This window comes from Edwardsiella sp. EA181011 (genome assembly GCF_000800725.1).
Classification (GTDB): domain Bacteria; phylum Pseudomonadota; class Gammaproteobacteria; order Enterobacterales; family Enterobacteriaceae; genus Edwardsiella; species Edwardsiella anguillarum.
Genome location: NZ_CP011364.1, coordinates 1,362,362 through 1,376,476, shown reverse-complemented (window position 1 = coordinate 1,376,476; position 14,115 = coordinate 1,362,362). Strand labels below are relative to the sequence as shown.

Here is a 14,115-nt window from a genome sequence, read left to right as displayed (position 1 = left end):
GGTGTTTTTCTTTTATGATATCATCAGATCTTCCAGTTATTTTTTCAGACGCCGCGCAAGCCATACTAAAATATAAAATCAAAGCCAAAAGAAATAATAGACAAAACGGGAAAATAAATAGCTGATGCCTGATACGCAGGTTTTTCTTCATCTTATGCCTCAGCTCATCGGTTAGATACAGTGATACCATCCCGCCTCCCCAAAGGCATCCGAAAAACAACAATAGGAATCATCAATAACAATTTTTGCATATATTATTTGTCAATTGCGTCACACGCATCCAAAATGCGCAATTTATGATATAACGTGCAAAATATAATTATTTTTTATTAACATGATGGTGTAATCTCATCACACAAATCACACCAAAATACAACGTACCGAGGAGGCGTCCGGCTCTCTCGCGATATCACTGAAGGCGTGAAAAAACCGACGATTGCCGGCCGAGGAAAGTCGCCAAATCGCGGCGTTAGATATCGAGATAAAAGCAAAGGGACAGATCAATTACGGTTATTGAATGACAGACCGCAGCCTATGCCGCGTCCGCGATACACTATAAGCAGGATAAGCAACCGGCGACGCCTGTACGCTTACGGCATGATGACGAACGGATTTACCTCATGATATCAATTCTATTTTATGTGCCTCTCCGCTTCTCCGGAGTTTTCATTTTTTCCACAATAGTTTATTCAGATCAATTTTCATTGAATTTATATTCTGTATTTTTATAAAGGGAGAGCAATCTCTCAGAATCACGTGCAGACCCAAAAGATTATTACGCAGCATCACGCTGTATACGATTTTCGCTGTCATGAATGCCCGACGCTCTCATAACATGAACCACGGCGCGGGAGAATAAAAACAAAGGGAATATATGGTCACACTACAATTTGCCGTTATAATAATCTGTCTATTGCTGGGGACACGCTATGGCGGGATGGGGCTGGGGCTTATCAGTGGTATTGGTCTCTTCATCCTGACCTTTGTCTTCGATCTGGTGCCCGGCAAGCCGCCGGTCGAGGTGATCCTGACCATCCTGGCCGTCATCGGCTGCGCCGCCGTGCTGCAAACCGCCGGCGGCCTCAATGTGATGATGCAGTTTGCCGAACGCCTGCTGCGCCGTCACCCACAGCACATCACCATTCTGGCGCCGCTGACCACCTGGATGCTGACGTTCCTCTGCGGCACCGGGCACGTGGTCTATACCATGTTCCCCATCATCGCCGATATTGCGCTGAAGAAAGGCATCCGCCCGGAGCGTCCGATGGCGGTCGCCTCCGTCGCGTCACAGATGGCCATCACCGCATCGCCGGTCTCCGTCGCCGTGGTTTCGCTGGTCTCGATCCTCGGCGCCGCGCACGGCATTGGCCAGGCCTTCACCATTCTAGATATTCTGGCCGTGTCAGTGCCAGCCTCGCTGTGCGGGGTATTGGTTGCCGCGCTGTGGAGCCTGCGCCGCGGTAAAGATCTAGACAAGGATCCAGTATTTCAGGAGAAAATCAAAGATCCGGAGCAGCGCGCCTACATCTATGGCGATAGCCAGACGCTGCTGAACCAGACGTTCCCCAAACAGTCCTACTGGGCTACCTGGATCTTTTTTACCGCTATCGCCATCGTCGTCATCTTGGGCGCCTTCGCCGATCTGCGGCCAGCCTTTGAGGTTAAAGGGGTGATGAAACCCCTCTCGATGAACCTGGTCATCCAGATGATGATGCTGATCGCTGGCGCCATCATTCTGATGTCCTGCAAGGTCAAGCCGGGTGACATCTCCAACGGCGCCGTCTTTAAAGCCGGTATGGTCGCCATCTTCTCCGTCTTTGGCGTCGCCTGGATGAGTGATACCTTCTTCCAGGCACACATGCAGGATCTGCGCCTAGTGCTGGAAGATGTCGTGAAGAGCCATCCCTGGACCTATGCGCTGGTACTGTTTTTGGTCTCCAAGCTGGTAAACAGCCAGGCGGCCGCGCTGACCGCCATCGCACCGATGGGGCTATCGCTAGGCGTAGAACCCAAGATGCTGCTGGCGTTCTTTCCGGCGGCCTATGGCTACTTCGTTCTGCCGACCTACCCCAGCGATCTGGCCTGTATCGGCTTTGACCGCTCCGGGACCACCCGTATCGGGAAATTTATTATTAACCACAGCTTTATCCTGCCCGGATTTATCGGTGTTATCACCTCGTGTACGGTAGGCTATCTGCTGGTTGCCGCATTCTATTAAGACATACCTTCCCCGGCCTCCGGCGGGAGGCCGATATAAAAAAAGCGTATAACGCTCCCGTCAACCTTGCAAAAATAAGCTAATCATTACCATTTTTGGCCACAATATCACCCGCTATAATGTGACGCCTGTCAACTTTGGCAACATCCCTATTTTTACTGGAAACATCATGCTCCGCTTATGCGTCACCCGTTCACTGCCGATCCTCATTGGCATTACTACTGCCCTGTACGGCGTCAATGCCTGTGCCGATAGCACCCTGTTTACCGCGTTGGACGATCCGTCAACGGCGAAACAGCCCTTTACCGGAAACATACAGGCCGGTTATAACTCACAGTCAGGAAACAGCAATAACGCCAGCCTACTGGCCGACACCACCATGACCTGGTTTAACCGGGATGCTGCCACCGCCTATAGCCTATGGGGAACGGCGAACAATGCCGAGTCTAACGGCACCCGCTCCGCCGAAAAATACCAAGCCGGCGCCCGCACCCGCTATAACGTCACGGCTGATAACTATATGTTTGGCCAGGTTAACTGGCTGAACGATCGCTTTGCCGGCTACGCCTCCCGCACCACCGGTACCGCAGGCTACGGTCGTCAGATCTTCTCCTCGCCGTCGCAGGATCTGCGCGTCGAATTCGGTCCTGGCATCCGCCATGACGAATATCGGGAGGGGGGCGATCCACCCGCGCACTGGCCTACGGCGCCGCGAACTACACCTATCAGCTCACCAAGAACACCCAGTTTACCCAGGGAGTCTCTGCGCTCTCTAACGAAGATACCTCCCTCAACTCGGAAACGGCGCTCAACGTCGGCATTAACGATGCTTTCTCGCTGCGTCTCTCCTATAACGTGACCTACAACAGCGAGCCGCCGGCCAGTGCGCCCAAGCACACCGACCGCACCAGCGCGATCACCCTACAGTACAACCTGTAACGGCCGCCCTCCCCCCGGGAGGGTGTCTGCGCCTGCGCCACGGGTCGGTCGTGGCGCGCCTGACACGACCTTACCCTTCTTATGCTTTCTTTACACCGCAGCTTAATATCCGCTTAAGCATTTATCGCTCTAATGGAAACCACGATATGAGAAGCGAGAGGAAGCGGTATCATGCTATTGACCGAATCACTGAAAACGACGGCAAACTTCATTACCCAGTTCGTCCGCTCACCCCGCACGGTTGGCGCCATCGCCCCCTCCACCCCCTATCTGTGCCGCCAGATGGTAAGCTCCGCTGACTGGGCCTATAGCCGCCGCGTTGCGGAGTTCGGTGCGGGTACCGGGGTTCTGACGCATCATATTCAGCGTCATATGCGGGCGGATGCCAGGCTGGATATCTTTGAGACCAACCCGCACTTTTGCCAGGCCCTGCGCAATATTGCCGATCGACGCACAGCGGTACACTGCGCCTCGGCGGCGGCGATCACGCAAAAATACGATGCGATCTTTTCCGGCCTGCCGCTACTGGCTTTCCCCCAGGCACTGCGCCAGACGATCCTGGCTCAGGCCGCCCACGCCCTGACGCCCGACGGGGTATTTATCCAGTTCCAATACAGCTCGCTGCTGGAAGACAGCCTTTCTGCCCACTTTCTCTGGCAGCGTACCCTGGTATGGCGCAATCTTCCCCCCGCCTTTGTCTACCTGTGCCGGGCGCGCACGATGAGAGGGTAAAACAGCCCCCTGCCGCGCAGGGGGATCAAGACACTTAGACACAAAGACAAAAAAAGGGGTTGACCAAATGGCCAACCCCTTATCATTTAACTACTTTCGGATGTAGCGAAAGCGTCGTCTTAGTTCAGGCGCTCTTTAATACGGGCAGCCTTACCAGTACGCTCACGCAGGTAGTACAGTTTAGCTTTACGAACGGCACCACGGCGTTTCACAGCGATGCTGTCGATAACCGGTGAGTGAGTCTGGAATACACGCTCAACACCTTCGCCGTTGGAAATTTTGCGAACAGTGAATGCAGAGTGCAGACCGCGGTTACGGATAGCGATAACCACGCCCTCGAATGCCTGCAGACGCTTTTTGGAACCTTCAACGACCCATACCTTCACTTCCACGGAGTCACCCGGACGGAACGCAGGTACGTCTTGCTTCATCTGCTCTTGTTCAATCTGTTTAATGATATTGTTCATAATAATCTCTTACCCTAGGTAAACTGATATATCGGCCCGACCTTTTAGTCGCAGCCTTCATGATCCTGCTGCGCGGCATGCTCCTCGCGGAACTGCGCCAGCAGCTTTGCTTGCTCGTCAGTCAGAGCTAGGCTTTCTAGAAGTTCAGGTCTTCTAAGCCAGGTTCGGCCCAGCGACTGCTTTAAGCGCCAGCGACGTATCTCGGCATGGTTTCCCGACAGCAGCACTGGCGGTACCTCCATATCCTGTAACACCTCAGGGCGGGTATAGTGTGGACAGTCCAGCAGACCGTCGACAAACGAATCCTCCTCAGCCGAGGCCTGATCGCCCAACACCCCCGGAACAAACCGGGAGATCGAGTCAATCAGGGTCATGGCCGGTAGTTCGCCGCCGCTGAGAACGTAATCGCCGATCGACCACTCTTCATCGATTTCGGTTTTGATTACGCGCTCATCAATACCCTCATAACGCCCGCAGACCAGAATTAACTTCTGGCTGGCGGAGAGTTCGCAAACGCCCTGCTGGTCCAGTTTGCGCCCCTGAGGCGAAAGATAAATCACCTTCGCCCCTTCGCCTGCCGCTGCCTTTGCCGCATGGATGGCATCCCGCAGGGGTTGAACCATCATCAGCATCCCCGGTCCGCCGCCATAGGGGCGATCGTCCACGGTTCGATGCCGATCGTGCGTGAAATCGCGCGGATTCCAGCACTGCACGCTAAGCAGGCCTTTTTTTACGGCCCGGCCAGTTACCCCGTAATCGGTGATTGCGCGGAACATCTCGGGAAACAGACTAATTACCCCAATCCACATCGTGGCGTTCCACTCAGTTCTACCGTTAATATCGGAGGTCAAAAACCAGGATCCCAATCTACTTCAATAGATTTAGCAGTGAGATCGACTTTCTTGATCACCTGTCCGTCGAGGAACGGAATCAACCGCTCCTTCATACCAAATGCATCTTTCAGGTTCGCCTTCACGACCAATACGTCGTTGGAGCCGGTTTCCATCATCGCAGTGACTTTACCCAGCGCATAGCCAGACACGGTGACTACCTGGCAACCCATCAGGTCTTTCCAGTAGTAGTCGCCCTCATCCAGCGACGGCAGCTGCGACTCATCCACGATAATCTCTCGATTAACCATGGCATTGGCCGCATCACGATCGTCAATACCTTTAATTTTGACGACCCAATCCTGATTGTGGCTGCGCCAACTTTCCAGCTCGATCGCAACCCACTTACCCGCCTGCTGGATAAACCAGGGCTGGTAATCAAAAATGCTTTCAGCATCCTCGGTGGAGGAAAACACTCTGAGCCAGCCGCGGATGCCATACGCAGAACCGAGTTTCCCCAGAACGACCGCATTGCTCACCGCCGGCTTATTCTCTGTGCTCATCGTGACCACCGCAACGGGTTAAGCTGCTTTCTGAGCTTCTTTGATCAGCGCAGCTACGCGATCAGAAACGGTTGCGCCCTGGGAAACCCAGTAGCTTACGCGATCCAGATCCAGACGCAGGCCTTCGGCGCTACCGGTCGCGATCGGGTTGAAGAAACCTACGCGCTCGATGAAACGACCGTCACGGGCATTACGGCTGTCGGTCACTACTACTTGATAAAACGGACGCTTTTTCGCGCCGCCACGTGCTAAACGAATGGTTACCATAACATCCTCATTAGTAAATAAAACACCAGACCCCATCGAGGAACGGAGCCCGGTGTCCTTGTTCATACGAACATAAAAGCCCGAAAATTTTACTCATTTTGGCGCGAAAAGCAACTGCCGCTATAGGCTTTCGCACCAACGACGGCGATTAACGCCCCGGGAACCCCGGCGGCATCATGCCGCGCATGCCGCGCATCATTTTTGCCATTCCGCCTTTCTTCATCTTTTTCATCATGCGCTGCATTTCGTCAAACTGCTTCAGCAAGCGGTTCACGTCCTGCACCTGCATGCCGGAGCCCTGAGCGATGCGGCGTTTGCGTGAGCCTTTGATGATCTCCGGATTGCTGCGCTCTTTCAGCGTCATCGAGCTGATGATCGCCTCCATCCGCACCAGCACCTTGTCATCCATCTGCGCCTTCACGTTGTCCGGCAGCTGGCCGACACCCGGCAGCTTGGCCAGCATGGAGGTCATGCCCCCCATGTTGCGCATCTGCTTGAGCTGATCCATAAAGTCGTTGAGATCGAAGCCGTCTCCCTTCTTCAGCTTGGTCGCCAGCTTCTCGGCCTGGGCGCGGTCAACCTTGCTCTCCAGCTCTTCGATCAGCGATAGCACGTCGCCCATGCCCAGAATACGCGAGGCCACGCGGTCCGGATAAAACGGCTCCAGCGCCTCGGTCTTCTCCCCGACGCCGAGGAACTTGATCGGTTTCCCCGTGATGTGGCGGATCGACAGCGCCGCACCGCCGCGGGCGTCGCCGTCTACCTTGGTCAGCACCACGCCGGTCAGCGGCAGCGCCTGATTAAAGGCGCTGGCGGTATTGGCCGCATCCTGGCCGGTCATCGCATCGACCACAAACAGCGTTTCCACCGGGTTAATCGCCGCGTGGATCTGCTTGATCTCACCCATCATCGCTTCATCGACGTGCAGGCGGCCTGCAGTATCGACGATCAGCACATCATAAAACTTCTGTTTGGCGTGGGTCAGCGCGCGCTGCACGATATCCAGCGGACGCTCCTGCACGTCAGAGGGGAAAAAATCGACGCCTACGCCCTCTGCTAGCGTCTCCAGCTGTTTGATCGCCGCCGGGCGATACACGTCGGCTGATACGACCAGCACTTTCTTCTTCTGTTTTTCCTTGAGGAACTTACCCAGCTTACCCACGCTGGTCGTCTTACCGGCGCCCTGCAAGCCGGCCATCAGCACCACGGCCGGCGGCTGCGCCGCCAGATTCAGCTCGGTGTTGGCCTCCCCCATTGCGCGGGTCAGCTCATCCTGAACGATTTTGACGAACTCCTGTCCCGGCGTCAGGCTCTTGTTGACCTCCTGACCCAGCGCGCTCTCTTTCACCCGACTGATGAACTCGCGCACCACCGGCAGCGCCACGTCGGCTTCCAGCAGCGCCATGCGCACCTCGCGCAGGGTATCCTTGATATTATCTTCGGTCAGTCGCCCGCGGCCACTGATGTTGCGCAGCGTGCGCGACAATCGATCGCTTAGATTTTCAAACATGGTTTATGCTCAACGTAGTACCAATGCAAAACGGGCCGTCAGGCGACGACATCGCTAAAGATGGCGGCGAGTATAACACGAAGCCCCGCGATTCTCTCCCCCACGGCGCGCATTGGTCGGCGCCAGCGGTTGGAGCGTAGCGCCGCTGCGGCTATACTGAACGCCTCATTCACTCAGCCATCAATGAACTCGCTATGCCCGAATTTGCCATCACGGCCATGATTGCCTATCTGCTCAGCCTGGGACTGATTGTTCCCGGTCTGGCGCGCAATAATCGCGCATACCGGCGTCTGGCGCTGACCTTTGCCGCCGCGGCGCTGCTGTGCCATGCCATCGCCCTCTACCAGCGCATCTTTGATGTCAGCGCAGGGCAGAACCTCAGTCTGCTGAATATGGGATCGTCGGTCAGCCTGCTGATCTGTCTGGTTATGACCGTAGTCGCCTCACGCGATCGCGGCTGGTTTCTGCTGCCGATCGTCTACAGCTTCGCCCTGATCAACCTCGGTCTGGCCAGCTTTGTTCCCGGGGAGTTTATTACCCATCTGGAGGCCAGCCCCTCTCTGCTGTTCCATATCGGGCTGGCGCTGTTCTCTTACGCCACGCTGATCATCGCCGCGCTGTATGCCTTTCAAGTGGCGTGGATGGATCACCTGCTGAAGAATAAAAAGCTGAGCCTGCGCGCCGACATGCCGCCGTTAATGAGCATTGAGCGCAAGATGTTCCACATTACCCAGGTGGGCGTGGTGCTGCTAACCCTGACGCTGATCAGCGGCAGCCTGTATATGGCGCAGCTGTTCAGCGCCGAAAATATGCACAAGGCGCTGCTGTCGCTATTGGCCTGGTGCGTGTATATCATATTGCTGTGGGGGCACTATCGCCGGGGATGGCGGGGTCGTCCGGTCGTATGGTGTAACCTGGCCGGCGCGGCGCTGCTGACGCTCGCCTACTTCGGCAGCCGGATCATTCTGGATCTGGCGCAGTAATCCTACGCCCCCACACCGATTTTCGCGCCCCGCCGTCGCGCGGGGCTGACCGTTAACCACCATAAGGAATACCCGTTTGGAGCACGTCTCGACCGGTACGCTGATCGCCATTCTTCTGCTGATGGTGATCGTCTCCGCCTACTTCTCCGCCTCGGAAACCGGGATGATGACCCTCAACCGCTATCGCCTGCGCCACCTGGCCAAGCAGGGACTGCGGCCCGCCCGGCGCGTCGAGCGCCTGCTGCGACACCCGGATCGCCTGATAAGCCTGGTGTTGATTGGCAATAATCTGGTCAATATACTGGCCTCGGCGCTGGCGACCATCGTCGGTATGCGTCTGTACGGCGACAGCGGCGTGGCCATCGCCACCGGTATCCTGACCTTTGTCATTCTGATCTTTGCCGAAGTGATGCCAAAAACTTTCGCGGCGCTGTACCCGGAAAAGGTGGCATTCCCCAGCAGCCTACTGCTGGGCCCGCTGCAGAAGGTCATGATGCCGCTGGTCTGGCTGCTGAACGGCATCACCCGCTTGCTGCTGCGGCTGTGCGGCGTTCAGCCGCACGCGGGCCCCAGCGATGCGGTAAGCAAAGAGGAGCTGCGCACCATCGTGAACGAGTCGCGCGCTCAGATTTCGCGGCGTAACCAGGATATGCTGATCTCGGTACTGGATCTGGATAAGGTGTCGGTCGAGGACATCATGGTACCGCGCACCGAGATCGTCGGCATCGACGTCAACGACGACTGGAAATCGATCCTGCGCCAGCTCACCCACTCCCCCCACGGGCGCATCGTGCTGTTCCGCGATACCCTGGACGACGCTATCGGTATGCTGCGCGTGCGCGAAGCCTACCGCCAGATGATTGAAAAGCAGGAGTTCAACAAAGAAAACCTGCTGCGCGCCGCCGACGAAATCTACTATATCCCGGAGGGAACCCACCTCAACGTGCAGTTGCTGAAGTTCCAGCGCAATAAGGAAAAGGTCGGCATCGTGGTTGATGAATACGGCGACATCAAGGGGCTTATCTCCGTCGAAGATATCCTTGAGGAGATCGTCGGCGACTTTACTACCTCCATGTCCCCCTCGCTGGCTGAAGAAGTGCTACCGCAGAGCGACGGCAGCGTACTGATCGACGGCAGCGCCAATATCCGCGAGCTGAACAAGGCCTTTAACTGGACCCTGCCTGCAGAGGGGGCGCGCACCATCAACGGGATGCTGCTGGAAACCCTGGAGGAGATCCCGCTGCCGGGCACCCAGGTCACCATCGGTAACTACTTCATCGAAATTCTCGATGTGCAGGACAACATGATCAAGCGGGTGAGAGTCTCTCTGCTGCGCGCCCACCTGCCGGGCGACGGTGCCTGATCTGCGCATTTTCCCCCGCATCGCAGACATAAAAAAGCCCCCGCAGGTTAGCGCTGTGGGGGCTTTTTTATCGAGGATGCCTAGGGCGTGTCCCGCAACCGGCCGTGAGCGGCGCTGGCGGTCATTTTAGCCCAGGGCAAGGTCGGGGGCCCAAAGGCACCGTGAGTAACGCAACCCTGGGCAAAAAGGCCCCAGCCCTACGGGGCCCGTGCCAGGAACGCATACCTTGCGCTGTCGGAGTTGCGCATAGATCCACGATCTCCTGCGCCTCGATGATGCGCTTTTGGCTCAGCGTCGACGCCGCGCGCTGTTATCCGGGCCCCCCTAGGGGTGCAGACGGACCAGCTGTTCGGCGGAGAGCGCCAGCGCATCGTTATGGTTGATACCGATCCCGGCCACCAGGATCTGGCGGGCAATCTGGTGAGCCTCTTCCAGCGAGTGCATGCTGTAGGTACCACACTGAAACTCATTCAGCTCTGGAATGCTGCGCTGATCGGTGACCCGCAGCACGTCCTCCATCGCCGCCTTCCAGGCCGCGGCAACCCGCGCTTCATCCGGTGTACCGATCAGGCTCATATAGAAGCCCGTGCGGCAGCCCATCGGTGAAATATCAATGATCTCAACGCCGTCGCCGTTCAGATGGTCACGCATAAAGCCGGCAAACAGGTGCTCAAGGGTATGAATACCGCGCTCCGGCAGAATAGCATGGTTGGGACGGCAGAAGCGCAGATCGAATACGGTGATCTGATCGCCGTGCGGGGTGGTCATATTTTTTGCTATGCGAACGGCGGGTGCGGCCATGCGAGTATGGTCGACAGTGAAGCTATCCAGTAACGGCATTTCGTCACCTCCTCAATAAAAAAATATTTTTTTCCTTTGTTAGGAAACCTTTTCCCATACTGCGACTCTCAGTATATGAAAGACGCGCATTTGTTATCATCATCATCCCTGTCCTCAGAGATGCTTATTTTGGCCACAGGTATTGTGGCCTTTTTCTTTTCTAGCGTCCGGCGTGCTGCCGGAGATAGGCCGCGAAGGACTCGCTGTCCTGTGACTCCAGCGCCGCTTGACGACTCACCGAGCGCTGCGCCTGCGCCGTCAGCGTCGCCTCATCCAATAGCGTCAGCGGCTCGCTGCACAGCCGATCTCGGTAATGCTGCGCCAGCGCCAGGCCATAGTCACCGATCCCCCGATCCCCCATCTGGGCCACGACCCGAGCCGAGTAGGTCAGTGAGACGTCCTCGAAGGCCGCGACCAGGCGAGCGCAGACCTGCTGGTAGCGCGCATCGCCGTTAATGCCATCCAGCACCTCGGCGACCCGATGCAGGTCGGCAAAGAGTGACTGCCCCACGTGCGCCAGCGGCTGACGGGCATCATGACAGCCAATGCCGATGGTCTGCCCCGGCTTACGTCCCTCAAGGATCACCCGGTTCCAGTTTTGGCGCGTACACAGCAGCTCGTCGCTGCTCATTTCTGGCGCGTCGGCCAGCACGCACCAGATCAGGAACAGATCGAGGAAGCGGGCCTGATCGGCATCGACGCCGATGGGGGTGAACGGGTTAATGTCCAGAGAGCGAACCTCAATGTACTCTACGCCGCCACGCAGCAGCGCATCGGACGGCGACTCACCGTCACGCGTCACGCGCTTGGGCCGGATCGGCGCATAGAGCTCATTCTCGATCTGCAGAATATTGGCATTCAGCTGGCGATAACGGCCGTCTTCCTCCACGCCCAGGCGGGCAAACTCGGCGGAGGGGGTATGAATGGCGCGCTTCAGCCCTTCGACATACTGGTCAAGGTGGTTAAACGTGATCCCGAGATTGCTCTGCGACTTATTGGTGTATCCCAGATCGCTCAGGCGCAGCGAGGTAGCATAGGGCAGGAACAGTGTTCCGCCGCTGCGTTCAAACGGCAGCGTGCTCTCCCGACCGTTCAGAAAGGAGCCGCAGATGGCCGGCGAGGCGCCAAACAGATAGGGGATCACCCAGCCAAAGCGGTAGTAGTTCCGGATCAGGCGGAAATAGCCGTCGGAAATGGCAGCCTTACCGCTATCCGCATCCTGTACGCCAGCGCGCGCCTGCCAAAACGACAGCGGCAGGGAGAAGTTATAGTGCACGCCGGAGATGGTCTGCATCAGCGCCCCATAACGGTTCTTCAGCCCCTCGCGGTAGAGCGTTTTAAAGCGCCCCAGGTTGCTGCTGCCGTACTGGGCCAGGGTGATATCCTGCTCGCTCCCGATAAAACAGGGCATGCTCAGGGGCCACATCCGCTCATCGCCGAGATTGCGCGCCACATAGCGGTGAATATCGCTGAGGAACGCCAGCATATGGTCGATGCTACCATCGACGGGCGTGATGAACTCCAGCAGGCTTTCGGCGAAGTCGGTGGTGATCCAGGGGTGGGTCAACGCCTTGCCCAACACCGCCGGATGCGGCGTAGCGGCCAAATGCCCCTCGGGAGTGACGCGCAGCGTTTCGCGCTCGATACCACGCCGGATGCCGTCCAGGGCATTCGGATGAGATTCTAGCCAGCTAAGGGCCTGAGATACGTCCGGGATCAAATTGACCTCCCGCTAATAAGAAGAGTTAATCGCGCCCACCGCGTCTTACCGCAATGTACGCCTAATGCCACCACGACATGCCGTACAGCGTCAACCATGCCAGCGCCACATAGCGTGCGGCCTTGCCCAGGGTCAGATACAGCGCAACCTTTCCCCACGGCATCCTCAACCATCCGGCCAGGAGGCACAGCAGATCGCCGATCAGCGGCAGCCAGCTGAGCAACAGCACCGCGGCACCGTAGCGCTGCATCCAGCCCAACGCCATCGCCAGCCCGCGCTGCGGCGTCACCTGGGGCAGCGCCCGACCAATGATCACATTGGTCAGTCCGCCCAGTACGTTACCCACGATCGCCGCCGTCAGCAGCCAGAGCAGCGGCGCCTGAGCTGCGATCAGCAGCCCGCTCAGCACCACCTCCGAATTACCCGGCAGCAGCGTCGCGCTGGTAAAGCTGCTGACAAACATGCCAGTGACAGCCCAAAATTCACTCATTACAGGTCGCGCACGTCGATCCAGTCCATCCCCGCTCGCCGGGCGGCCTGAATCCCCAAATCCGCATCCTCAAACACCACGCAGCGGGTCGGCGCAACGCCGAGCAACGCAGCACAGCGTAAAAAGGTTTGCGGATCCGGCTTATGGCGCTGTACATCATCAGCGGCCACGATCGCCTGAAAACAGTCGCGCAGCCCCAGATGGCGCAGCAGGGCATCGGCCAGGCGATGTTCGCTGCCGGTGCCGACGGCCATGGGACGACGCCCCTTATAGGCCAAGGCAACCTCCGCCAGCGGCAGCGGACGTACGCAGTCCAACAGCATACTCTCTACCGCCCTCATTTTTTCCGCGGCCAGCGCATGAGGATCGAGATCGGACTGATTGTGTTCAATGATAGCCTGAGCAATACGCCATGTGGGAGAGCCATTGAGTGCGATCACCGCCGTTAGGTCATAATCCATACCGTAACGCCCCAGCACCGCGTCCCACGCCCGCCGGTGCGTCGGCTCGCTGTCGAGCAGGGTACCATCCATATCGAAAATCAGCCCGTCATAACGGTCATACATCGTCATGCTCATCCTCTGAAACGGGGAAAAGAGAGCTACTTTAGCGTAAAAGCAGGCTGGCTGTCGCGGGCCGTCGCCGCATCGCCGTGATAGCTGCGGGAGGACTGGGCAGGAAAAGTGGATCAGAGGGAGGAAGGGGCGACTGAATGCAAAAAAACCCGCAAAAGCGGGCTTTTTTATCCAGCGAGAAAGCATCTAGGCGGATAATTTGACGCTGCACGTCTCACCGCAGGGGTCGTTGCTACGCAACCTTGACCAGTCTAGTGTGCAATCCTATACAGTCTTTAGCGTAGGCGAAGCATGATGTTAGCATCACGCTCTGCGAAAGATGGTGCATCCGGGAGGATTCGAACCTCCGACCGCTCGGTTCGTAGCCGAGTACTCTATCCAGCTGAGCTACGGATGCACAGAATAACAATGTTGACAGAAGGGTTACCCCGCTGTCTGATTCACCGCTAATCACCATGAATCGAAAAGATGGTGCATCCGGGAGGATTCGAACCTCCGACCGCTCGGTTCGTAGCCGAGTACTCTATCCAGCTGAGCTACGGATGCACAGAGAACTTACCTGATGACACGGGCCGTTCTGATTCCCGTATCCGATTTACCGCCGCGAGGCGATAAACC

General features: G+C 57.2%; 13 protein-coding genes, 2 tRNA genes and 1 pseudogene. 5 read left to right on the top strand and 11 right to left on the bottom strand.

Features of this window, described 5'->3' with window-relative positions:
• Positions 1–874: 874 nt before the first annotated feature.
• The 3 genes and pseudogenes from QY76_RS06095 to QY76_RS06085 all read left to right on the top strand — a co-directional run bounded on the left by QY76_RS06095 (position 875) and on the right by QY76_RS06085 (position 3,889).
• The gene (locus QY76_RS06095; protein WP_045426817.1) at positions 875–2,218 is read left to right on the top strand and encodes an anaerobic C4-dicarboxylate transporter; all 1,344 of its coding nucleotides are present in this window, start codon (positions 875–877) and stop codon (positions 2,216–2,218) included.
• Positions 2,219–2,387: 169 nt separating this feature from the next.
• A pseudogene (locus tag QY76_RS06090) lies at positions 2,388–3,157 on the top strand (YdiY family protein).
• Between the two features lie 171 nt (positions 3,158–3,328).
• The gene (locus QY76_RS06085; protein WP_034164605.1) at positions 3,329–3,889 is read left to right on the top strand and encodes a class I SAM-dependent methyltransferase; all 561 of its coding nucleotides are present in this window, start codon (positions 3,329–3,331) and stop codon (positions 3,887–3,889) included.
• Positions 3,890–4,008: 119 nt separating this feature from the next.
• On the opposite strand, the gene rplS is transcribed toward QY76_RS06085, so the two are convergent.
• From rplS to ffh, 5 genes are all read right to left on the bottom strand, one after another.
• Entirely contained in the window at positions 4,009–4,356 is a 348-nt protein-coding gene (gene rplS, locus QY76_RS06080) for a 50S ribosomal protein L19 (RefSeq protein ID WP_015872450.1), read from the bottom strand.
• Positions 4,357–4,400: 44 nt separating this feature from the next.
• Entirely contained in the window at positions 4,401–5,165 is a 765-nt protein-coding gene (gene trmD, locus QY76_RS06075) for a tRNA (guanosine(37)-N1)-methyltransferase TrmD (RefSeq protein WP_034164606.1), read from the bottom strand.
• Positions 5,166–5,203: 38 nt separating this feature from the next.
• Positions 5,204–5,749 carry a ribosome maturation factor RimM gene (gene rimM / locus QY76_RS06070; RefSeq protein ID WP_034164607.1) on the bottom strand — a complete coding sequence of 182 codons (546 nt, stop codon included), beginning with the start codon at positions 5,747–5,749 and terminating at the stop codon, positions 5,204–5,206.
• 18 nt (positions 5,750–5,767) lie between these two features.
• On the bottom strand, positions 5,768–6,016 hold the full coding sequence (rpsP, locus tag QY76_RS06065; RefSeq protein ID WP_045426813.1) for a 30S ribosomal protein S16: 249 nt from the start codon (positions 6,014–6,016) through the stop codon (positions 5,768–5,770).
• A gap of 148 nt (positions 6,017–6,164) precedes the next feature.
• Entirely contained in the window at positions 6,165–7,526 is a 1,362-nt protein-coding gene (ffh, locus tag QY76_RS06060) for a signal recognition particle protein (RefSeq protein WP_045426810.1), read from the bottom strand.
• Positions 7,527–7,720: 194 nt separating this feature from the next.
• On the opposite strand from ffh, the gene QY76_RS06055 reads away from it, so the two are divergent.
• Positions 7,721–8,509 carry an inner membrane protein YpjD gene (locus QY76_RS06055; protein WP_034164609.1) on the top strand — a complete coding sequence of 263 codons (789 nt, stop codon included), beginning with the start codon at positions 7,721–7,723 and terminating at the stop codon, positions 8,507–8,509.
• 76 nt (positions 8,510–8,585) lie between these two features.
• Positions 8,586–9,872 (top strand): HlyC/CorC family transporter, encoded by a 1,287-nt coding sequence (locus tag QY76_RS06050; protein WP_034164610.1) that lies wholly within the window; start codon positions 8,586–8,588, stop codon positions 9,870–9,872.
• A 324-nt stretch (positions 9,873–10,196) separates the two neighbouring features.
• On the opposite strand, the gene luxS is transcribed toward QY76_RS06050, so the two are convergent.
• From luxS to QY76_RS06020, 6 genes are all read right to left on the bottom strand, one after another.
• A complete protein-coding gene (gene luxS / locus QY76_RS06045; RefSeq protein WP_034164611.1) occupies positions 10,197–10,712 on the bottom strand; it encodes an S-ribosylhomocysteine lyase in 516 nt (171 codons plus the stop codon).
• Positions 10,713–10,872: 160 nt separating this feature from the next.
• On the bottom strand, positions 10,873–12,432 hold the full coding sequence (gshA, locus tag QY76_RS06040) for a glutamate--cysteine ligase (RefSeq protein WP_034164612.1): 1,560 nt from the start codon (positions 12,430–12,432) through the stop codon (positions 10,873–10,875).
• A gap of 61 nt (positions 12,433–12,493) precedes the next feature.
• Entirely contained in the window at positions 12,494–12,922 is a 429-nt protein-coding gene (locus tag QY76_RS06035; protein WP_045426807.1) for a YqaA family protein, read from the bottom strand.
• The gene (gene yqaB / locus QY76_RS06030) at positions 12,922–13,488 is read right to left on the bottom strand and encodes a fructose-1-phosphate/6-phosphogluconate phosphatase (protein ID WP_034164614.1); all 567 of its coding nucleotides are present in this window, start codon (positions 13,486–13,488) and stop codon (positions 12,922–12,924) included. Before yqaB ends, QY76_RS06035 begins: the two co-directional genes overlap by 1 nt.
• 329 nt (positions 13,489–13,817) lie before the next feature.
• Positions 13,818–13,894 (bottom strand) — tRNA-Arg (locus QY76_RS06025).
• 72 nt (positions 13,895–13,966) lie between these two features.
• Positions 13,967–14,043 (bottom strand) — tRNA-Arg (locus QY76_RS06020).
• Positions 14,044–14,115 lie beyond the last annotated feature (72 nt).